Here is a 21,169-nt window from a genome sequence, read left to right on the forward strand (position 1 = left end):
GCAGCGCCCCGGTGCGGTCGCATCGGGGCGTTCCGGCATCCTCGATCTCGATAGAGAAGGGATCCACGAGTGGGGCTCTCAGCGGTGACGGTGCTCGGCGTGGACCGGCCCGGCGTGATCGCCGCGGTCACCGGCTCGCTCGCCGACTGCGGGGCGAATATCCAGGACTCGACCATGACGCTGCTCGGCGGCCATGTCGCGATGATGCTGCTGGTCTCGGGCGACCTGAGCGCCGAGGAGCTCTGCAAGCACCTTTGCGCGCCGGAGCTGGTGGTGACCGCCTCGGCCGTCGAGGCCCGCCGCTACTTCGGCCGGCGGCCGACCGGTCTCGGTTACGTCCTGACCGTCCACGGCCCCGACCGGCCGGGCATCATCTCGGCCATCAGCGCCGTGCTCGCCTCGGTGGGCGGCAACATCACCGGCATGAGCACCCGGCTCACCGGCCGGCTCTACGTCCTCATCGCCGATGTCGAGTTGCCCGAGGAGGTCGACGTGGCCGGGCTGATGCGCCGGCTGGCCACGGTCGGCACGGGTCTCGAGTCCGAGATAACCTTCCGCCCCGTTGAACCGGACCTGTTGTGACCTGGCCGGACGGGATCGTCCGCGGCGTGCTCGGCGCTCCGCACCCGCTCCTGTCCGCCCGGGCCCAGCAGGTGGACCCCACAGACCCCCGCGTGGTGGCCGCGGCGGCCGATCTCCTCGCCACCCTGCGCAGCGAGCCGAGGACGGCGGGGCTGGCTGCCCCCCAGATCGGCCTGAGCTGGCGGCTGATCGCCTTCGACGCCGCGGGGCACCCTAAGGGCCGGTCCTGGGCCGGCGAGCTCGTGGTGGTCAATCCACGCCTCGCTGAGGCATCCCGCTGGCGCGCGGGGCGCGAGGGTTGCGTGTCGATCGCCGATCTTGCCGGTGACGTACGGCGAGCGACCCGTATCACAGTGTTCGGCAGCTTGCCTGGGACGGGAGATCCCGTCACCATCGAGGCGGATGCATTCGAAGCTAGGTGCATTCAGCATCAACTGGACCATCTAGACGGCGTTCTGTTCCTGGACAGAGTGTCAGGAGCCCTATCACTTCACCGCAGACTTCACAGTTGTGACGCCTGATACGAAGTTGTGCTCCTCGGAAGCATGGTCCGTTTCGTATGATTGCGGCGCCCCCGTAGCCCAAAGGCAGAGGCAAACCCCTTAAAAGGGTTGTAGTGCGGGTTCGAATCCCGCCGGGGGCACCCGCGTCTACCATAGGAAATGCCCCTTTAAACAACCGACAGTAACCGCGGGAACTCAGGAACGCACTCGTTCGTTGTCCACCGTGCTGAAGTCTCGAAACCACATAGATCTGAGCGCCGGTTGACCTAGGCGACGCCTGGTCCAATAAGCTCGGCGCACAGGAGGCAGCGATGGAGAGCAAGAACCCTGTTTTCAACAGGTCCAGGCAGTCGGCCGGGTGGCAAGGCGCGACGCCGACCCCCGGTGACCTGCAGAACATGTACGACTCCCCGTCGTACGCCCCTTCGGCCCCGCCCGCCTACCGGACGATGACGATCGACGACGTCGTGGTCCGCGGGTTCATGACCCTGGGCACGCTCGTCGTGGCCGCGGCCGCGGCCTGGTATCTGAACGTCTCCCTGGGTGTGGCCGTCGGCGCGGCCATCGTCGCGCTTGTCCTGGGGCTGATCGCCTCGTTCAGGATGAGCACCAACCCGGCGTTGATCCTCAGCTACGCCGCGTTCGAAGGAATCTTCCTCGGCGCGATCAGCAGCGCCTACGAAAACCTCTACAACGGGATCGTCCTCCAGGCGGTGCTCGGCACCGCGTTCGCTTTCGGCGGAGTCCTGACCGTCTACGCGCTGCGCATCGTCAGGGTGACGCCGAAGTTCATCCGGTTCGTGGTCGCCGCGGGCATCGCGGCCATCGGGCTGATGCTCGTCAACCTGATCGCCGGGTTCTTCGTCACGGGCGGCCTCGGCCTCCGTACCGACTCCCCGCTCGGCTGGATCTTCAGCGTCGCGATGATCCTGCTCGGCTGCTTCTTCCTGCTGCTCGACTTCAACTCGGTCGAGGAAGGCGTCCGGCAGGGCGCCCCGGAGAAGTTCGCCTGGCAGTGCGCCTTCGGGCTCACGCTGACCCTCGTGTGGATCTACCTCGAGGTGCTCCGGTTCATCAGCATTTTCACTCGAAGCGACTGACCGTTCGCCTCCAGGACCCCGTCGAACCGGCGGGGTCCTTCGCTTTGCGCGACCGAAAATCTACCCGCCGTCACAAAATGGTCGGAGGTTGGGGCTTGTCAATCCGGGGGACGTGTTGCAGTGTCGAGCAAAGGACCTTAATCCGTGGAGGTGCCCATGTCCTTGAACCACTCACCGGAGACGCACACGAAGCTCATCGCCAGGGTCCCAACGATAACGGGACGCGAACTCCCCGAGTGGTTTCAAGCCATCGACAACGGCCCGTCCTTCCTGAGGTGTGACGAGCGGGCCAACTGGCTCGCCGACGAGCACGGGCTGACCCATGGCTACGCCGCCGCCATCGTGCACGAACACGAGCGGTTCCGGCACAACCGTACGGGCTTCCTGTAGAGCCCGCCCATCCGCGCCCGTGCCGTTGGCACGGGCGCGTAATCATGGGTACATGGATCTAGACGAGGCACGCGACTTCCTGCGGAACAACCACCGCGCCATCCTCCTCACCAGACACGGCGACGGCCGTCCGCAGATGTCCCCGGTGACGGTGGGCGTGGACGACGAGGGCTACGTCGTCATCAGCACCAGGGAGACGGCCGCCAAGACCCGCAACATCCGCCGCGACAACAGGGTGGCGATCTGTGCCTTCACGGACGCCTTCTACGGGAACTGGATCCAGGTAGAGGGCGAGGCGGAGATCATCCCCCTCCCGGACGCCATGGATCACCTGATCGCCTACTATCGCGGCATTTCGGGCGAGCATCCGGACTGGGCGGACTACGAGGCGGCGATGGTCCGCGACAAGAGGGTCATCGTCCGGGTGACTCCGGTCAAGGCCGGGCCGGATCGCCACGGGTAGGGAAGCCCGAAGAAGACGGCCAGGAATGCGCACGTCACGGCGGGCGGTCCGCATCGCCGGAGGAGCGTTTCCCTGGACGGGCGCCAACCCCGTATGGCGGTTGGCGCCCACCGGGCCGGCCGTAAAAGACCGTGAAAGCCCGTGAAGACTAGGAGAGGCGCTCCAGGACCATCGCCATGCCCTGCCCGCCGCCCACGCACATGGTCTCCAGGCCGATCGACTTGTCGTGGTGCCGGAGGCTGTTGATCAGCGTGGAGGTGATGCGCGCGCCCGTCATGCCGAACGGGTGCCCGACGGCGATCGCGCCGCCGTTGACGTTGAGCCGGTCGAGGTCGATGCCCAGATCCCGGTAGGAAGGGATGACCTGCGCGGCGAACGCCTCGTTGATCTCCACCAGGTCGACGTCGTCGATCGCCATCCCCGCGCGGGCGAGCGCCTGCTTCGACGCCTCGACCGGGCCGAGGCCCATGATCTCGGGGGACAGGCCCGTGACGCCGGTGGAGACGATCCGCGCCAGCGGCGTGATGCCGAGCTCGGCCGCCCGCGTGTCGCTCATCACGATGACGGCGGCGGCGCCGTCGTTGAGCGGGCAGCAGTTGCCGGCCGTGACCGTGCCGTCGGGGCGGAAGACCGGCTTCAGCCCCGCCACCGCCTCGTACGTGGTCCCGGCCCGCGGGCCGTCGTCCTTGCTGACCACGGTGCCGTCGGGGAGCGTGGCCGGGGTGATGTCCTTCTGCCAGAAGCCGTCGGCCAGCGCCTTCTCGGCGAGGTTCTGCGAGCGTACGCCGAACTCGTCCTGGTCGCGCCGGGTGACGCCCTTGATCTGGGCGAGGTTCTCGGCGGTCTGGCCCATCGCGATGTAGATGTCGGGGATCGTGTCGTCCTCGCGCGGGTCGTGCCAGGTCCGCCCGCCCTCGGCGAACGCCTTGGTGCGCCCGATGGCGTCGTGGAAGATCGGGTTTTGAGTGTCGGGCAGCGAGTCGGAGTTGCCCTTGACGAACCGCGACACCATCTCCACGCCCGCGGACACGAACACGTCGCCCTCGCCCGCCTTGATCGCGTGGAAGGCCATCCTGGTGGTCTGCAGCGACGACGAGCAGTAGCGGGTGACGGTGGTGCCCGGCACGCCGTCGAGGCCGAGCATCACCGACACGACGCGGGCCATGTTGAAGCCCTGCTCGCCGCCGGGCAGGCCGCAGCCGAGCATGAGGTCGTCGATCGTCGTGGGGTCGAGCTGCGGCACCTTGGCCAGCGCGGCCTTGATCATCTGCACGGTGAGGTCGTCGGGACGGATGTCCTTCATCGAACCCTTGAAAGCCCGCCCAATGGGTGAGCGCGCGGTAGCGACGATCACAGCTTCAGCCATCTTCATCCTCCTGTGTCCGGCCTTTAGAACTATATTCCAGTCCTATCGGCGGAGCACGGTGGCCCGGGTTGTCAGCTCGGGTCGCCAGCTCGGGTCGTCAGCTCGGGTCGTCAGCCGTACATACCCGGAGCTGTGGCCGCGCCGTCGTTGACCGCGTGGACGCCGCCCTTCTCGTCACGCCAGAGGCGCCAGCCGTCCTGGCTGCCGGTGAACCAGGGCGGCGGTGTCGCCGAGGTCGCGAGCCGTTTGCCGGTCGACAGGTCGTATTCGCAGATGGCCGCTATCGAGTAGAAGCCGGGGGCCTGCGCGCGGAGCGGGAGCGGCTTGGGGTCGGTGACGCAGAAGGACCAGCCGCGCTGGTTGTCGACCGGAACCGAGGTGCCCGACGTCAGGTCGAAGGCGGCGCCCTTGGCGTCGTGCTTGAGGAAGCCCAGCTTCTCCATGCGGTCGGGGAAGGCCAGCCACCAGCCGGAGCCGGGCACCTCGGAGGCGGCGATCTGGCCGACGACCCGGCCGCTCTCGGAGTCGAGCCGGGCGAAGCCGCCGTAGGTGCCCTGCTGGTCGACCGGGCGTACGACGGGGGCGTATCCGGGGCTGCCGCTGGGGTAGACGCGGACGACCGAGGGACGCATCCAGTTGATCGTGCCGTCGCCGATCTTGACGGAGAACAGGCCGAACGTGGAGACCTTCTTCGTCTGCGGGTTGGTGTAGGGGGCGACATAGCCGATCAGGTTGTCGCTCGTCGAGCCGAAGGCCCATCCGCCCGACATGTCGATGCCGGGGCCGAGCGCCTGCTCGATCGGCTGCTGCCACTGCAGCTTGCCGGTCTTGAGCTCGTACGACTCGATCATGGGGTGGGCGGCCAGGCGGAGCAGCAGCACCCGGTCGGCGTCGGACCACTCCACCTCGGCGATGCCGGGTAGCTTCCACAGCTGCTTGCCGGTGGCCGGGTCGAGCACCACCACGCGGGCGCTGGAGAGCGCGGTGTGCTCCGACAGGCAGATGTAGGTGCCGCAGCGCTGGGGGCCGAACGTCGAATGCACGGGCCGCGTCCACTTCTGCGTGCCGGTGCGCGCGTCGCGGGCGACGAGGGCGGCGTTCCAGCGGCCCTTCTTGACCGGGTCGATCGCCACGACGACCGCCTGGCCGGGGGCTGTCTCCACGATGGCGGGCGCGGAGACGCCCATGCCGGGCAGCCTGCCCGCCATGGTGGCCGGCTGGGCCCAGAGCTTGTTGCCGTGGGCGAGGTCGACGGCGACGGTCTCCAGCGTGCCGTCGGGCTTCATGGAGGTGGTCGCGACGACCCCGCCTGCGGCCGCCATCCGGCTGACCGCGTCGATCTCGGAGTTTTGCCAGGTCGGGAAGTCGGCCGTGGCCGCGCCGCTGTCGGAACAGCCGGCCAGGGCCAGGATTCCGGCGAGTGTGAGGGCGGCGTTCGCGAGGGGCCGGAGCACGAGCAATCCACTCCAAAGGGACGAGGAGTGACGGCTTCGACTCGGAGGGTGACTGGGGTCAGGCGTCGTTGAGCGTCTCACCCAGCCGACGGCGGAACAACGTCGCCCACTTGCCGTGGGGACCCGTCGCCCGCCCGGCGACCCGGGTCGCGGAGACCTCGGTGCCGGACTCCTCCGCGGCCGTAGCCGCCGCAAGGTAAATCGGTTGCAATCCTTCGCCGCGCGCGGGTCTCGGCTCTGGCCACAACCTCAACGCAGCGCATACAGAAGGTAGCACTGCGTAAGCTGCCTGTGCGTAACCTCGGGCAGATGGATGGAAACGATCCGGTCCGAACATTTCGCCGGGGTTTGTGGCGAATTCCGGCCCCAGGACGTCGGCGAACGCGACCGTACGCCCGCCCGCGTCGACCACCGCGACCGTCTGCGCCGCGGCCAGCTGACGGCTCCAGCGCCGCGTCACCCAGCGCAGCGGCTGCGCGATGGGGCGTACCGTGCCGAGGTCGGGACAGGTGCCCACGACCACCTCGGCGCCCGCCTCGCGCAGCCGTCGCACGGCCTTGCTCAGGTGACGTACGGCCGCCGCCGGCGGGGTCTGGGTGGTGACGTCGTTCGCGCCGACGAAGATGACGGCCAGGTCGGGCTCCGCTTTGAGCGCCCGGTCGACCTGGCCGGCGAGTTCGGCCGACGGGGCTCCCGACTTGCCGACCACGTGGAGGCGTACCGGGCGTTCGGACACGGAGGCCAGGCCGTGCGCGAGCAGCACCCCCGGCGTCATGGCCGGGTCGGTCATCCCCAGGCCGACGGAGAGGGAGTCGCCCAGCAGGACCATGGTGATCGGGGTGCCGGAGAAGTCGCCGTAGAGGCCGTCGGACGGCGGTCCCTCCATGCCGTGCGGCCGGCCGATCGCCTTCCTGGCCAGCAGGCTCTCGGCTATCAGGAGGGCGTACGCGGTGGCGCCGAGAGCGGTCAGACCGCCGCCTCCGAGTGCCGCCGCCGTCGCGATCTTGCGCGCCGCGCGCGCCGTGCCCGGTGCCCAGACCACGTCCGTTGCTCCCTTCGCCTGGACTCGGCGGTAGCGTTTGCTTGAAAACTAGCCGAGCGCTCGCCACCCCCACGGGATCTCGGCCTTCGGCAAGCTGACCAAGCTTTGGTAAAGAAGGTGAACACCTCGGTGCGCGTTTACGATTCCCTGGTCGAGTTGATGGGCAATACCCCGCTCGTCAGGATGCACAAGGTCTCCGCTGGCCTGACCGCTCAGGTGCTCGCCAAAGTCGAGTACTTCAACCCGGGCGGCTCGGTCAAGGACCGCATCGCGGTCCGCATGATCGACGCGGCGGAGGCGTCGGGGGAGCTGCGGCCCGGTGGCGTGATCGTCGAGCCGACGTCCGGCAACACCGGTGTGGGCCTGGCCATCGTGGCCCAGCAGCGGGGCTACAAGTGCTTGTTCGTGGTGCCCGACAAGGTGGCCCAGGACAAGATCGCGGTGCTGCGCGCCTATGGCGCCGACGTCGTGGTCTGCCCGACCGCCGTGTCGCCCGACCACCCCGACTCCTACTACTCGGTTTCCGACCGGCTGGCCCGCGAGGTGCCCAACGCCTGGAAGCCCGACCAATACTCCAACGTCAACAACCCCGACTCCCACTACTACTCGACCGGTCCCGAGGTGTGGGAGCAGACCGAGGGCAGGATCACCCACTTCGTGGCGGGCATCGGCACCGGGGGCACGATCAGCGGCACCGGCCGCTACCTCAAGGAGATCTCCCAGGGCCGCGTGAAGATCATCGGGGCCGATCCGGAGGGCTCCGTCTACTCGGGCGGTTCCGGCCGGCCCTATCTCGTGGAGGGCGTCGGCGAGGACATCTGGCCGGCCACGTACGACACGAAGATCTGCGACGAGATCATCGCGGTGTCCGACAAGGACTCGTTCAACATGACCCGGAGGCTCGCCCGCGAAGAGGGCCTGCTGGTCGGCGGCTCGTGCGGGATGGCCGTGGTGGCGGCGCTGGAGGTGGCGGCCAAGGCGGGGCCCGACGACGTGGTGGTCGTCCTCCTGCCCGACGGCGGGCGCGGCTACCTGTCCAAGATCTTCAACGACGACTGGATGGCCGACTACGGCTTCCTGATCACCTCGTCCGAGGAGGGCCTGGTGCGTGACGTACTGGCCCGTAAGGGGGCGGGCCTGCCGGAGTTCGTGCACGTGCACCCGCACGAGTCGGTCGGCACGGCCATCGCCATCATGCGCGAATACTCCGTGTCGCAGCTCCCGGTGATGAAGGAGGAGCCACCGGTCATGGCGGCCGAGGTGGTCGGCTCCATCGTCGAGCGCGACCTGCTCGAAGCCCTCTACCGCGGCCGGCTCTCCTCCGCGGACACGATCGCCGAGCACATGTCGTCGCCGCTGCCGATGATCGGCAGCGGCGAATCGGTGGCGCACGCGGTGGAGGCGCTGGAGAAGGCGGACGCCGCCGTGGTGCTCGAAGACGGCAAGCCCGCCGGGCTACTGACCCGCCAGGACCTGCTCGCCTTCCTCGCCAACCACTAGGGCTTCCTGATCGACTCGATCACGGTGCCGAGCCCCTCCAGGCCGCGCCCTTCGGCGTCGGCGCGCTCGAACAGTTCCTTGAGCGCGTTCGGCACCGTGATCTCCAGCCCGGCGTCCTGCAGCGCGTGGACGACGTGGCCCACGCCGACCGCCTGCATGTGCAGGGAGTTGAGCTCGCCCGGGTACACCCCTGCCTCGGCCTCCTCGGCCAGGATCTTGGCGAACCCCATCGGCCCGTCACCCCCGAGCTGCGTGAACGTCTCCCTGGCGAACGGCAGGAAGTCACCGGGCGCCACCCCCGCCGTGCCGAGCAGCGCGAGCGCGTGCATGTAGCTGGTCAGGCTGGACCAGAAGATCAGCAACTGCGCCTGGTAGTACATCATCGCCAGGCCCTGGTCCTCGCCCACGTAGGTGATCGTGGCCAGCGCCTTGAGCGTCTCCGCGTGCCGGTCGACGGCGTCCTTGGGGCCGCTGTAGAAGGTGTACGCCATGGGCAGGCCGATGCCCGGCGGCGGCACCATGATCCCTCCGGTGACGAGCGTGCCGCCCCTTTCCGCCACCCACCCCGCCGCCGCGCGCAGCTCCTCCGGGGTGCCGGAGCTGAGGTTGACCAGCACCTTCCCGTCCAGCCGCGCGTCGCCCAGGCTGTCGTACATGGCCTGGTAGCTGACCTGGCTGATGACCAGCAACTCGCCTTCGGCCGCTTCGGCCGCCCGCCGGGCGCCCTTGTTCACCAGGGGCTCTGTCTTGCTCGCCGTACGGTTCCACACGGTTACCTCGTGGCCCGCCGCGAGGAACGTCTCCGCCATCTTCGACCCCATCGGGCCCATTCCGATCACTGTCACTCGACTCATGACCCACAGCCTCGGATGTCGCCCTACGGAAATCCTTCCGCCTCGCTACGGGTTGTCCCTGGCGTGGTGAGTTTCGGGGTACTCGGGCCGCTGGCGGTCTGGACGGACGACGGCGGCCGGATCGAGGTGACGGAGCCCAGGATGCGGGCGTTGCTGGCCGACCTCCTGGCGCACGGGGGCGGCCCGGTCTCGATGGACCGGCTGATCGACGACCTGTGGGGGGACCGGCCCTCCCGCAACCCTGTCGGCACCCTGCAGGCCCGCGTCTCCCAGCTCCGCCGCGTGCTCGGCGGCCCCGGCTCGATCGTCCACACCCCGGCCGGCTACCGCCTGGCTACCGTCGCGGACCCCTTGCCGACTTCGACTGAGCCGGACGCCTTCCACTCCGGGCCGGACCCTTTCCGGGACCGGCGGCGCGACGCGGACCGCTTCGAGGGTCGGCACGCCTTGGGCCGTTCCGGGGCGGGTGGTGATGCTGGTCGCTTCCGTTCCGGGGCGGGTGGTGATGCTGGTCGCTTCCGTTCCGGGGCGGGTGGTGATGCTGGTCGCTTCCGTATCGCGGTCGACGCGGACCGCTTCCTCGAGCTCACCGGCCGCCGTTCCGCGGACCCGCATGAGCGGGCCGCTCAGCTCCACGAGGCTCTGACCTTGTGGCGCGGCCCCGCGTACGCCGATCTCGCCGACGAGGAGTTCCTCCGCCCGGAGATCGCGCGCCTGGAGGAGGCGCGTCTGTCCGCCCTCGAAGAGCAGGCAGAGGTACGGCTGGCGCTGGGCGAGGACGTAGACCTGGCCGACCTGGTCGCCCAGCACCCGCTACGCGAACGCCTCCGAGCCCAGCACATGACGGCCCTGTACCGAGGCGGCCGCCAAGGCGAGGCCCTGGCCAGCTACGACGATCTACGCGAGCGGCTCGCGGGAGAACTGGGCCTGGACCCCACACCGGAGCTGGCAGCCCTCCAGGAGGCGATCCTCCGCCAGGACCCCTCACTCACCGCCCGGCCGCCCCACTCCAACCTGCCGTCCCCCCTCACGGAACTGATCGGCAGAGACGCCGACCTCGCCCAGGTCCGCGACCTGCTGAACACCGCCCGCCTGGTGACACTCACGGGCCCTGGCGGCGTCGGCAAGACCCGCCTCGCCCTGGAAACCGCCCACTCACTCCTCGACGAAAGCCCCGCCTTCCCCGACGGGGTGTGGCTGGTGGAGCTGGGCGGAATCGCCGACGTGGCTGAGGCGATCGCGGACGTCCTCGGCGTACGCGACGACGACACCGCGCCCCTCCCCCCGAGGCTGGCGACCGCCCTGGCGGCCAAGCGGGCGCTGCTCGTGATCGACAACTGCGAACACCTGGTGGAGGAGGCGGCCGCGCTCGTCTCGGCGCTGCTGCGGGCCGCCCCAGGGCTACGGGTCCTGACGACGAGCAGAGAACCGCTCTGCGTCACCGGCGAACGCGTCCACGCGGTGCCGCCACTGACCGAGCCCGACGCCATACGCCTCTTCACGTCCCGCGCCGACCTCAAACCGAACGCGACCCCCAGGCCCCACCCGACCACCGCGCCCGACTCGAGCACCGCGTTTGACCCGACCACCGGGACTGTTGAGACCACGACGGGGCCTGCTGCGACTTACGCGACCAGTCGGCCGAGCAGGCGGAATGAGCCGGACGGGCCGAACGACCGGGACGAGGTGGGCGAGGCGGTCGCGACCATCTGCAGGCGGCTCGACGGCATCCCGCTGGCGTTGGAGCTGGCCGCGACTCGGGTGCGCGCGCTGGGCGTACGGGAAGTGGCCGAGCGGCTGGACGACAGGTTCCGTCTGCTCAGCTCCGGCATGCGTGACGCCCCGTCGAGGCAGCGGACGCTCCGGGCAGTGATCGACTGGAGCTGGGACCTGCTGTCCGGCCACGAGCGGGTCGTGCTGCGGCGGCTGGCCGTACACGCGGACGGGTGCACTCTGGAGGCGGCCGAGGCGATCTGCGCCGAGCCCGGCGTGGACGTGGTGGACGTACTGGCTCGGCTGGTCGACCGCTCGCTGGTAGTGGTGACCACCGGCCCCAGGTACCGGCTGCTGGAATCGGTCGCGGCCTACTGCGCCGAACGCCTGGCCGAGGCAGGAGAGCACGGGCAGATCACCGCTCGTCACGCCCACTTCTACACGTCACTGGCCGAACGGGCGGACCTGCGCGGCCCAGGACAGAGACAGTGGCTCGAACGCCTGGACACCGAGACCGCCAACCTACGACTCGCCCTATCGGGCCCGGAGCCGCTACGGCTGGTCAACGCGCTCGCCTGGTACTGGTTCCTACGCGGCCGCATGGGTGAGGCCCGCCGCTCCTTGGCCACCGCCCTATCCAGAACCACCCCGACGCCACCCCAATGCCCGCCGGCCCACCCCGCCACCGACCCTCTCGCGACGGACTGGCCTACCACGGACCGGCCCGCCACGGACCGGCCCGCCACGGACCGGCCCGCCACGGACCGGCCCGCCACGGACCGGCCCGCCACGGGCGCGTCCGCGTCCGATGCGTCTGCGGTCGGCCTGCCTGCGACCGGCTCGCCGGTCACCCGCGGGCCCGTCGCCAGGTCGCTCGTGGGGGATCGGCCCATCGGCGCCACGTCTGCGACCGATCTGTCGGTGACTGGTCCGCTTGTGACCAGCGCCCCCACCGTCGGTCATCCCGTCAACGGGACGGCTGCGGAGGCGGCGGTCGCGTCTGTGTGGCTGGCGGGGATGGCGTTGTCGGTTGGGGAAGTGGCGCCGCCGGTGAGGGAGGCGGAGCTCGACGTTGTGGGGCGGGCGCTGGCCGACTGGTTTCTGACCCACGTGCGCTGGGCGTACGGCGATCAGGCGGCGCACGAGGCGGCGGCGAGCCGGGCGTTGGCCGCGTTCGAGGTGCTTGGCGATCGGTGGGGGATCGCCGCCGCGCTCAGTCTGCGGGCGAAGCTGGCGGTGGGCCGGGCGGATCTGGCCGCGATGGAGCGGGACGGTCGGCGGAGTCTGGAGCTGTTCAGCCAGTTGGGGGACGGCTGGGGGCAGTTGGAGGCCATGGACGCGCTCGACCGGCTGGCTGAGATACGGGGTGACCATGCCGAGGCCGCCAGATTGCGCGTGGAGCAGTTGCGGCTGGCGGAGGAGCTTGGGTTCGAGGTGGCGTTCAAACTCGCCGGGCTGGGCCGTGTGGCGCTCCTGGCGGGCCAGTACGAGCGGGCCGACCACTACCACGAGCGGGCTCGGCGGCTGGCCGTGGAGCAGTCCTACAAGGCCGCGGAGGAGCATGCAGTGCTCGGCCTGGCACTGAGCGCCAGGCGGCAGGGCAGGTACGAGCGGGCGGAAGAGCTTCTGATGCCGTGGCTCGGCTGGTTGCGGGAGGTGCGGGGGACGCCCGGCATCGCGTTCCTCATGGCCGAACTGGGTTTCGCCGCCGAACAGCGCGGCGACGCCGGGACGGCGCTCGCCAGGCAGCGGGATGGTTACGAGGCGGCCCAGACCACCGGGGACCCCAGAGCGATCGCGCTCGCCCTGGAGGGCCTGGCAGGCGCACTGTCACTCATGGCCGAGCAGGTGGAGCATCGCGGACCGGCCAGGCAGGTCATGCAGGCCGACCAGACCGAGGAGGCCGACCAGACCGACCAGCGCCGGGAGGCGGCCGGGTTGCTCGGGGTGGCGGCCGTGCTCAGAGAGGCAGTAGGGGCGCCTCTGCCCGTCCCCGAGCGCGCCGACGTCGACCGGATCGCCGCCAGGTTGCGCAGGGCGATGGGGGAGGAGGCGTTCGACGCGGCCCGCGCCTCAGGCCGCCGGAAACTCCGCGACCACTTCCCAGGCGCCGTCGGACCCGGGCCCGGCGTGGAGGCGGCCGCCCAGCGCCTCCACCCGCTCGGCCATTCCGACCAGGCCGAACCCGCCTCCCAGACGGGACAGCCGAGGGTCGGCGGCTGAGCCGAAGTTGCGGATGCGCAACAGCACGCGCTGGTCGAACCGGCGCAGCTCGGCCTCGACCCAGCTGGCCCCTGGCGCGTGCTTGCGGATGTTGGTGAGTGCCTCCCGTAACACCCGGTGGATCGTCGTCATGACCTCCGGCGGCAGGGTGTGGTCGTCGATGCCCGACCCGATCTCGAACGCGACGCGCGGCCCGTTCGCCGAGAACCGTTCCGTCAGCAGCCGCAGATCGGCCAGCGACGTGCCGGGCCGCCTGTCGGCCTCGTCCTCGGTCCTCAGTACGGTGACCAGGCGCCGCATCGAGGTGAGCGCCTCCGTGCCGGCGGTGGCGATGGCGTCGAGGGCGGGCAGTACGGCGTCGGGCTTCATGTCGGCGACCGTGCGGGCGGCCTGTGCCTGTACGACGATGCCGGTGATGTGGTGGGCGACCAGGTCGTGGAGTTCCCTGGCCAGCTCCAGGCGTTCGGCCCGCCGTACGGAATGGACGGCCTCCTTGCGGCGCTCCTGCTGGAAGCGGAGGTAGCCACCGACGGCGGCGGTCATCGTCCAGGCGGTGAAGAGCATGAACGAGAAGATCAGCTCGTTGCGGGGATCGCGCCCGATGCCCTCCGCCATGAGGGCGATCAGCGCGGCGCCCCCGAACACGGCGGCCCGCTTGACCGGCTCGACGTGGCGGAGCACGCCGATGGTCAGGATGATCAGCGCGCCGGTCTCCGCGGAGCCGGGCACGCCGGCGAACCCGGTCAGGCCGATCACCATCGAGACGACGAACGACAGGGCCAGCACGGCGATGAACGTCTCGACCCGCAGACGGCGCCGCAGGATGACGGCCGCGATGCCCGCGACCCCGCAGATCGCCACCGCCCACTGGACACCGCCCCTGGTGCCGGCCACGACGAAGTCCACGAGAAGCATCATGGCCAGCCAGCCGATCGCGGCGATCTCGCTCAGCCGGCGGATCCAGTAGACGACGCGCTTGGATTCCCCCACTCCTAGGAGCCTAAGCCGGAAGTCGGACGGCGAGTATCGACCGTTCGGCCGATGGGGAGCGCCGAGGACCAGCCCTTCAGCGGAGGCGGTGGCGGGGGCCCGTCGACGATGCTGGTACATGTCCGGAAGGGGGACGGGAAATGGTTCTCATTGGATTCGTACTGCTGGGTGTCGGGCTGGTCGTCGGGCTGTTGCTGGCGGTGGCCGACCCCGTGCTGCTCTCCCGCATCAACGGGGAGGACGCGGAGGGCGGCAGCGGCCGCCACATCGAGGTGCCCAGGCCGAACGCCGACGTGGTACGCCTGGCGCCACGGGCGGGCGGCGACAGGCACGAGCCCCAAGCGGCCTGAGCCCTCACACACAACAGAAAACAACAGACCTGGCTCGTACGGGCATGGCGTGCGAGTCACGCGGGCGCGGTTTGGGGACGGCGCCCGCCTCGGCCCGCGATCCGTTGGGGAACGGATCGCGGGCCGCTTCCGTTACCGTGGGCCTATGACGAACGGTTTCGAAACTCTGGCGATCCACGCAGGTCAGGAGCCCGACCCGCTGACCGGCGCGGTCGTGCCGCCGATTTACGCCACGTCCACCTACAAGCAGGACGGCGTGGGCGGCCTGCGTTCCGGATATGAGTACAGCCGCTCGGCCAACCCCACCAGGACCGCGCTCGAAGAGGCCCTGGCCGCGGTCGAGGGCGGCGCGCGCGGGCTGGCGTTCGCGTCGGGCCTGGCTGCCGAGGACGCCCTGCTGCGCACCGTCTGCAAGCCGCAGGATCATGTCATCATCCCCAACGACGCGTACGGCGGCACGTACCGGCTGTTCGCGAAGGTCAACGAGCGCTGGGGCCTGCACTACGACCCGGTGCCGCTCGGCGACCTCGACGCCGTGGCCGCGGCCATGACGCAGAAGACACGGATCGTCTGGGTGGAGACGCCGACGAACCCGCTGCTCGGCATCGCCGACATCGCCGCGCTCGCCCAGCTCGCCCATGACAACGGCGCGCTGCTGGTCGTCGACAACACCTTCGCCTCCCCCTACCTGCAGCAGCCGCTGGCACTGGGTGCGGACGTGGTCGTGCACTCCACCACCAAGTACGTCGGCGGACATTCCGACGTCGTCGGCGGGGCGCTGATCGCGGCCGACCAGGCGGTCGGCGACGAGCTGGCCTACCACCAGAACGCGATGGGCGCGGTGGCCGGGCCGTTCGACGCCTGGCTGACGCTGCGCGGGCTCAAAACCCTGGGTGTACGGATGGACCGCCACTGCGACAACGCCGAGCGGGTCGTCGATCTGCTGCTCGCGCACCCGCGCGTGACGCAGGTGCTCTACCCGGGGATGGGCGAGCACCCCGGGCACGAGGTGGCCGCCAAGCAGATGAAGCGGTTCGGCGGCATGGTCTCGTTCCGCGTCGCGGGCGGCGAGGAAGAGGCCGTCGCGGTGTGTAATCGGGCGAAGCTGTTCACGCTGGGCGAGTCGCTGGGCGGCGTCGAGTCGCTCATCGAGCACCCGGGCAGGATGACGCACGCCTCGGCGGCGGGCTCGCCGCTGGAGGTGCCGGGCGACCTGGTGCGGCTGTCGGTCGGCATCGAGACGGTCGACGACCTGCTCGCCGACCTCAAGCAGGCGCTCGGCTAACCAGGTACGACCATCAGGAACAGGATCACCAGCCAGATCACGGACAGCAGTCCGCTGATGGCGGCGATCCGGCCGTTCTGCACCTTCGCGTCGTCGTCCGGGCTCTCGGTGTCGAGGACCCGGACGGCGGTGCGCAGGTCGCGGTCGACGATGACGAGCAGCACGATGGCCACGATGAACAGCGTCATCGAGGCCGTCATGTACCACCTGCCGAGCACTCCGGCCCCGATGGACAGGCCCAGGGCCAGCCCGAAGATCAGCACACCCAGCGAACCGATGCTGTAGATCCTGGTGGTCCGCTGGATGTTCTGCAGGACGGGCACGTTCTTACCTCGGATGGCGCGCGGTGCGGCCATGGTGGCCGCCGTGAGCGGGCCGATCGTGAAGATCGCGAAGCCGATGTGCAGCCAGAGAAGCAGGGACGACATGCGAAGGAGACTAGTCCCCGACGATCTCGCCCGTGGACTCGACACTCTGTTTACCTTCCGAGGAGCAGCGCATGATCAGCTCGGTGGCCGCGATGGCGACCACCATCAGCACGATCAGAAGAATCATGGCAATCATGAGACACCCCTCCTTCCCCGTGTGGGACGTAAATATCGTCCGTTATGACTAGACGCTCTGGCAACGGAATAAGTTCAGCGCGGGTATGGTTGCTAACCGTCGCTTTTTCCTTACCTTCAGGGCACAAGGGGGTGCCGTCCGTGGCCATCAGGCATGTCGAGCCGTATACCGACGAGTGGCTGCAGCAGCCGACCGGCTATGTGCAGCGGGTCGTCGACCTGCTCGGAGCCGAGGTCGCCGACTGGTGGGAGGGCCCCTGCGAGCCGCGTGGCGCGACCGTCCGCCTCGTGGACGGCAGCGCGCTGGTGTGGGACGAGGAGAGCGGGTGGCGGCTCGGGTGCTTCGTCTCCGGTGGCCGCGGCGAGCACACTCAGCTCGACGGCGTCCGCTATCTGGGCGGCGGGCTGCTGCCCCGCCCCGAGCGCGTGCCGTCGGCGCTGAGCGACGCCCGCGTGGGTGTGGGCGCCAGCTCCGCGTGGCGCCCCTGCTACCGCTCCCACCGCAACTGCCGCGACGGCTTCGACGTCGCGCTCGACTTCTACGCCCCTCTCGTCGAGGCGTGACCGCCTGAAGCGCTGAGGGTCAGCGGGACCGGCGCACCCGCAGGAAGTCGCTCACCACGTACTCGCCCAGCCGCTCCGCGCTGGGGGAGAACACGCGCCCGCCGTTGCGCCGCGCCACCTCGTCGACGAACTCCTTGAGCCGATCGTCGCCCGCCAGCATGAAGATGTTGAGCGTCGCCCGCCGCCGCGTCATCTTGTCCACCTCGGCCAGCGTGAGCTCCAACGTCTCGTTCGATGGCGGCCACTCGAAGGCCGACTGCCCGTTGCGCATCAGGTGGGCCGTCGGCTCGCCGTCGGTGACCACGAGCACGACCGGCTCGAAGTCGGGATGGCGATCCAGGTGCCGGCCCGCGATGAGCAGGGCGTGGTGCAGGTTCGTCCCCTGGACCATGTCCCAGTCGAGACCGGCCAGCTCGTCCGGCTGCAGCACCCGCGCGTAGTTGGAGAACCCGATGATCTGCACGGCGTCCTGCGGGAACTTCGAGGCGACCAGCGCCTGAAGGGCGAGCGCGGTCTGCTTGGCCGCCGCCCAGGTCCCGCGCAGGGCCATCGAGTACGACAGGTCGACCAGCAGGCAGACGGCCGCCGCGCTGCGCCGCTCGGTCTCGGCCACCTCGAAGTCGTCGACGGACAGCCGGACCGCGCCGGACTCCGTCTGGACGCCGCCGTTGCGGACGCCGTTGACCAGCGTGCGGACCACGTCGATCGGCTGCTCGTCGCCGAACCGCCAGGGCCGCGACGAGCCGGTCAGCTCGCCGGCCGAGCCCGCGTCGTGCTGGTCGTGATCGCCGCGCCGGCCGGCGTCGAGCGAGGAGAACACCCGGCGCAGCGCGGTCTCGCCGAGCCGCCTGACGGCCTTGGGGGTGAGCTCCAGCTTGCCGCGGCGGCGCAGGAGGTAGCCCTGCTCCTCCAGCTCACGTTCGATCCGCTTGAGGGCCTCCAGGTCGTCGACCGCCGACCGGCCGAGCGCGCGGCGGACCGCGGACTCGTCGATGTCGTCGAGCCTGGCGCCCGGGTAGTCCTGCCGGAGCGAGGTCTCCAGCTGGGAGAGGTCGGCCAGTTCCTCCAGAGCGGTGACGGCGTCGCCCATGCCCAGCGGCTCCTCGCCGGTGAGCCGGTCGGGGGTGTCCCAGGCCAGGTCGGGACGGCGGGCCTGGAGCGCCTCGCCGAGGCGGCGCATCTGGTCGGAGAGCCCGGCCTGGTCGAGCGTCTGGTTGATCAGGTTGGCCAGCTCCTCGCGCTGGCTCGGGGTCATCGAGGCGAGCATGCGCTGGGTCGCGGCGGCCCGCCGGGCCAGGACGTCGATGAGTTCCTCGAGGTTGCGCGGCTTCTCCGGGAACAGATCGCCGTAGTTCTTCATGAACGCCTCGAAGTCCGCCGGGGTGTGCTGACCTTTGGCGTCCTTGTCGAGCATGTCGTTGAGGTCCGACATCATCTGCCGGACGCGTTCCATGGCCGCCGGGTCCGGCTGGGCCAGCGCGTCGCGCATCCCTCTGAACTGGCTGTCGAGCACTTCGCGGCGCAGCAGGTCGCGCAGCTCCTCGAAGGTCTGCCGCGCGGCGGCCGAGCGCCACTCGTACGAGGTCAGCTGCTGGATCGCGCTGGCCGTGTCGTCGGGCAGCGAGTCGAGCTCGCTCTCGCGCAGCCGCGCGTCGTCGGACGGGTCCGGGAACAGCTCGGCCCGTTCCTGGCCGATGGCCTTGTCGAGGAGCGCCCGCGCCTTCTCCAGCGTGCCGTCGAGGCGGCCGCTCTCGCGCAGGTCCCGGCGGCGGCGCCGTACCTCTCTGAGCATGTCGTCGAGGCCCCGGCGGTCCTGGGCGCCGGGCAGCCCGCGCTTGAGCAGGTCGCGCAGGGCGTGTACGGGGGTGGAGCCGGACAGGATGGCGTCGCCCATCTCGTCGAGCGCGGCGCGCACGTCGTACGGCGGGGCGAGGGGGTCGGGGCCATCGTTGAACTCGCCATAGCGGTAGGCCATCACGAACACACGCTAACCCGATATACGGGCCTACGCGTCCCCAAATACCTCACGTACCCCGGAGAGTTCGTTGACCTGGGGCACGTAATCGACCTGGACGAGCACCGGGTGCCCGACCGACTTGAGGGCTTTGGTGAAGTCGCGGCCCTGGCACGGCTTCTTGCCGAGCCCGTGCCGGTCGGCGTTGACCGGCCTGCCGGCCAGCCAGCCGTCGCCGCAGCGCCTGGTGGTCCTGCCGAACGTCATCAGGTTGGTGTAGCCGAGCTTGACCGTCCGGCCCGCCCTGGTGAACAGGACCGTGGTGTCGTCGATCCGCTTGACCGTGCCGCGGGCGGTGCGCGGCCCGGGCCGGTTGGCGAGCACTTCGTTGATCTTGACGGCCGTGGTGCCGCGATACTCGACGCGGACGGCACTGGGCCCGAACGCCAGGTCGGCGGTCAGGTCGCCCGGCGCGCAGACGGTGGTGCCCAGGCCCTTGCGGTCCAGCGCCACCCGTCCTTCGGTCTCCTTGAGGTCGCAGGCGACGGTGACCCGCCGGAACGCGGCCTTGGCGTAGTCGAGCCGCACCTCCCTGGCGCCGGGGAGGGCCTTGAACGTGTGGAGCGGTTTACGGTACGTGGCGGCCATGGGGGTGATGCGGATCCCGGTCCCGCCGGTGGACCAGGCCCAGCCGTACACGGTCTTCGTAGCAGTGGCCTCAGCGGGTACGGCGAAAGCGGTCAAGCACAAGGCGATGGCAAGAACGAGCGGACGCATGGGCGGTCTCCCCCGACGACGTGATCGATACCACGTTCGACGCGCGAGACCGCCCCAATGTTCATGTCCGGTAGACGGTGACTCCGTCCAGGTCCTCCTTGGACAGGCGGCGCATGAGGTACAGGCCCTCCAGGGCGAACTCCAGCGCGGCCGCCGCGTGTCCCGGCGACTCCTCGCCCGCGCCCATGCTCAGCCGCGACATGACCTTCGCCAGCCCGCTGACCGGGCCGATGCGGCGCAGCAGCTCGGCGGCCGGGATCAGCTCGCCGGACTCCACCTGGTTGCCCTCGGCGAACTTGTCCGTCAGCGGCGACAGGTCCATCCCGCCCAACCGGCTCCTGAACGTCTCGGCTGTGGCCCGGCGGAGCAGGTGGGCGAGGATCTCGGTCTCCCTGCCCTCCTCGCTGACCTCGAACTCCACCTTGCCGCGCAGGCTGTGGACGACGCTGGCCAGGTCGCAGACCCGGGCGACGGCCTGCTCCTCGCCGGCGATCGCCGCCCTGCGCACGGCGGAGGCCATGGCGGTCTCGGCGGCCGCGATCGAGAACCGCGCCGACACGCCCGAGCGGGCGTCGACCGCCGTGGACTCGCGGACCAGGCGGGTGAACCGGGCGATCACTTCGACCAGGTGCTCGGGGATGTCGGCCCCGATGTCCGGCATGGACTCCTGGCGGATGAGCACCAGCTCGTCCTCGACCGTCAGCGGGTAGTGGGTGCGGATCTCGGCGCCGAAGCGGTCCTTCAGCGGGGTGATGATCCGGCCCCTGTTGGTGTAGTCCTCGGGGTTGGCGCTGGCGATGAGCAGGATGTCGAGCGGCAGGCGCAGGTTGTAGCCGCGCACCTGGATGTCGCGCTCCTCCAGCACGTTGAGCAGCGACACCTGGATGCGCTCGGCCAGGTCGGGCAGCTCGTTGACCGAGAACACGCCCCGGTTGGTGCGCGGCACCAGCCCGTAGTGGACGGTCTCCGGGTCGCCGAGCGTCCGGCCTTCGGCGATCTTGATCGGGTCGACGTCGCCGATCAGGTCGCCGACGGAGGTGTCGGGCGTCGCGAGCTTCTCGCCGTAGCGCTCGTCGCGATGCTTCCACGCCACGGGCAGCTCGTCGCCCAGCTCCCGGGCGAGCGCGAGGCAGCGCGTACAGGCCGGGGCGTACGGATGGTCGTTGATCTCGCACCCGTCGACCACCGGAGTCCACTCGTCGAGCAGACCGGTGACGGTGCGGATGAGTCGGGTCTTGCCCTGGCCCCGCTCACCGAGCAGGACGAGGTCGTGCCCGGCGAGTAGCGCCCGCTCCAAATGGGGCAGGACGGAGTCGTCGAAGCCCACGATGCCTGGAAAACGGGGCTCACCTGCTCGCAGCTTGGCCAGCAGATTTTCGCGGACCTCTGCTTTCACCGTGCGATGAACGTGACCGCTCTCTCGCAGCTCGCGGAGATTTAGAGGCTGATGCACGGGATCGAGACTACGTCCCTTGGGACCACTGCGGCAGACAGTT

General features: G+C 70.0%; 18 protein-coding genes, 1 tRNA gene and 1 pseudogene. 11 read left to right on the forward strand and 9 right to left on the reverse strand.

Going from position 1 to position 21,169, the window contains the following annotated elements; all coding sequences use genetic code 11:
* The first annotated feature begins 69 nt into the window (after positions 1-69).
* From KME78_RS36805 to KME78_RS36830, 6 genes are all read left to right on the forward strand, one after another.
* Positions 70-582 (forward strand): glycine cleavage system transcriptional repressor, encoded by a 513-nt coding sequence (locus KME78_RS36805; RefSeq protein ID WP_219534058.1) that lies wholly within the window; start codon positions 70-72, stop codon positions 580-582.
* Positions 579-1,103 carry a peptide deformylase gene (locus KME78_RS36810; protein ID WP_219534059.1) on the forward strand — a complete coding sequence of 175 codons (525 nt, stop codon included), beginning with the start codon at positions 579-581 and terminating at the stop codon, positions 1,101-1,103. The genes KME78_RS36805 and KME78_RS36810 overlap by 4 nt, the downstream gene beginning before the upstream one ends.
* Positions 1,104-1,152: 49 nt before the next feature.
* Positions 1,153-1,225: transfer RNA gene (locus KME78_RS36815), tRNA-Leu, on the forward strand.
* Between the two features lie 171 nt (positions 1,226-1,396).
* Positions 1,397-2,185, forward strand: coding sequence for a Bax inhibitor-1/YccA family protein (locus tag KME78_RS36820; protein ID WP_219534060.1), 789 nt, complete (start codon positions 1,397-1,399; stop codon positions 2,183-2,185).
* Positions 2,186-2,341: 156 nt separating this feature from the next.
* Positions 2,342-2,575: a DUF4287 domain-containing protein gene (locus tag KME78_RS36825; protein ID WP_214639636.1), complete on the forward strand. Its 234-nt coding sequence runs from the start codon at positions 2,342-2,344 to the stop codon at positions 2,573-2,575.
* A gap of 52 nt (positions 2,576-2,627) precedes the next feature.
* Complete coding sequence (locus KME78_RS36830; protein WP_219534061.1) at positions 2,628-3,038, forward strand: PPOX class F420-dependent oxidoreductase; 411 nt, start codon at positions 2,628-2,630, stop codon at positions 3,036-3,038.
* 148 nt (positions 3,039-3,186) lie between these two features.
* Here KME78_RS36830 and KME78_RS36835 read toward each other — a convergent pair whose 3' ends face one another.
* From KME78_RS36835 to KME78_RS36845, 3 genes are all read right to left on the reverse strand, one after another.
* A complete protein-coding gene (locus KME78_RS36835) occupies positions 3,187-4,404 on the reverse strand; it encodes an acetyl-CoA C-acetyltransferase (RefSeq protein ID WP_219534062.1) in 1,218 nt (405 codons plus the stop codon).
* A gap of 110 nt (positions 4,405-4,514) precedes the next feature.
* Positions 4,515-5,858, reverse strand: coding sequence for an outer membrane protein assembly factor BamB family protein (locus KME78_RS36840; protein WP_308127273.1), 1,344 nt, complete (start codon positions 5,856-5,858; stop codon positions 4,515-4,517).
* Positions 5,859-5,916: 58 nt separating this feature from the next.
* Complete coding sequence (locus tag KME78_RS36845) at positions 5,917-6,900, reverse strand: SGNH/GDSL hydrolase family protein (protein ID WP_219534064.1); 984 nt, start codon at positions 6,898-6,900, stop codon at positions 5,917-5,919.
* A 129-nt stretch (positions 6,901-7,029) separates the two neighbouring features.
* Here KME78_RS36845 and KME78_RS36850 point away from each other — a divergent pair, with 129 nt between their 5' ends.
* Positions 7,030-8,400 carry a cystathionine beta-synthase gene (locus KME78_RS36850; protein ID WP_219534065.1) on the forward strand — a complete coding sequence of 457 codons (1,371 nt, stop codon included), beginning with the start codon at positions 7,030-7,032 and terminating at the stop codon, positions 8,398-8,400.
* Here the strand turns inward: KME78_RS36850 and KME78_RS36855 are convergent.
* Positions 8,397-9,254: an NAD(P)-dependent oxidoreductase gene (locus tag KME78_RS36855; RefSeq protein WP_219534066.1), complete on the reverse strand. Its 858-nt coding sequence runs from the start codon at positions 9,252-9,254 to the stop codon at positions 8,397-8,399. The two genes, KME78_RS36850 and KME78_RS36855, sit on opposite strands and share 4 nt — an antisense overlap.
* A gap of 192 nt (positions 9,255-9,446) precedes the next feature.
* Here KME78_RS36855 and KME78_RS64990 point away from each other — a divergent pair, with 192 nt between their 5' ends.
* Positions 9,447-13,190 (forward strand): ATP-binding protein, encoded by a 3,744-nt coding sequence (locus tag KME78_RS64990; protein ID WP_246652751.1) that lies wholly within the window; start codon positions 9,447-9,449, stop codon positions 13,188-13,190.
* Here KME78_RS64990 and KME78_RS67430 read toward each other — a convergent pair.
* A pseudogene (locus KME78_RS67430) lies at positions 13,110-14,300 on the reverse strand (sensor histidine kinase); the annotation flags it as partial. The gene KME78_RS64990 and the pseudogene KME78_RS67430 sit on opposite strands and share 81 nt — an antisense overlap.
* 20 nt (positions 14,301-14,320) lie before the next feature.
* Here KME78_RS67430 and KME78_RS36870 point away from each other — a divergent pair.
* Together KME78_RS36870 and KME78_RS36875 are read left to right on the forward strand one after the other, a co-directional pair.
* Positions 14,321-14,530, forward strand: a complete 210-nt coding sequence (locus KME78_RS36870; protein WP_219534068.1) for a hypothetical protein — start codon at positions 14,321-14,323, stop codon at positions 14,528-14,530.
* Positions 14,531-14,675: 145 nt separating this feature from the next.
* On the forward strand, positions 14,676-15,815 hold the full coding sequence (locus KME78_RS36875) for a cystathionine gamma-synthase (RefSeq protein ID WP_219534069.1): 1,140 nt from the start codon (positions 14,676-14,678) through the stop codon (positions 15,813-15,815).
* Here the strand turns inward: KME78_RS36875 and KME78_RS36880 are convergent.
* Positions 15,812-16,243, reverse strand: coding sequence for a DUF2269 family protein (locus KME78_RS36880; RefSeq protein ID WP_219534070.1), 432 nt, complete (start codon positions 16,241-16,243; stop codon positions 15,812-15,814). The genes KME78_RS36875 and KME78_RS36880 overlap by 4 nt on opposite strands.
* 276 nt (positions 16,244-16,519) lie before the next feature.
* On the opposite strand from KME78_RS36880, the gene KME78_RS36885 reads away from it, so the two are divergent.
* Complete coding sequence (locus KME78_RS36885; protein WP_308127275.1) at positions 16,520-16,942, forward strand: DUF6292 family protein; 423 nt, start codon at positions 16,520-16,522, stop codon at positions 16,940-16,942.
* Between the two features lie 19 nt (positions 16,943-16,961).
* Here KME78_RS36885 and KME78_RS36890 read toward each other — a convergent pair whose 3' ends face one another.
* The 3 genes from KME78_RS36890 to KME78_RS36900 all read right to left on the reverse strand — a co-directional run bounded on the left by KME78_RS36890 (position 16,962) and on the right by KME78_RS36900 (position 21,126).
* Entirely contained in the window at positions 16,962-18,917 is a 1,956-nt protein-coding gene (locus KME78_RS36890) for a vWA domain-containing protein (protein ID WP_219534153.1), read from the reverse strand.
* Between the two features lie 30 nt (positions 18,918-18,947).
* Entirely contained in the window at positions 18,948-19,673 is a 726-nt protein-coding gene (locus KME78_RS36895; protein WP_219534072.1) for a hypothetical protein, read from the reverse strand.
* A 61-nt stretch (positions 19,674-19,734) separates the two neighbouring features.
* Entirely contained in the window at positions 19,735-21,126 is a 1,392-nt protein-coding gene (locus KME78_RS36900; protein ID WP_219534073.1) for a sigma 54-interacting transcriptional regulator, read from the reverse strand.
* Positions 21,127-21,169: the final 43 nt, after the last annotated feature.

The organism is Nonomuraea guangzhouensis (assembly GCF_019396345.1).
Classification (GTDB): Bacteria; Actinomycetota; Actinomycetes; order Streptosporangiales; family Streptosporangiaceae; genus Nonomuraea; species Nonomuraea guangzhouensis.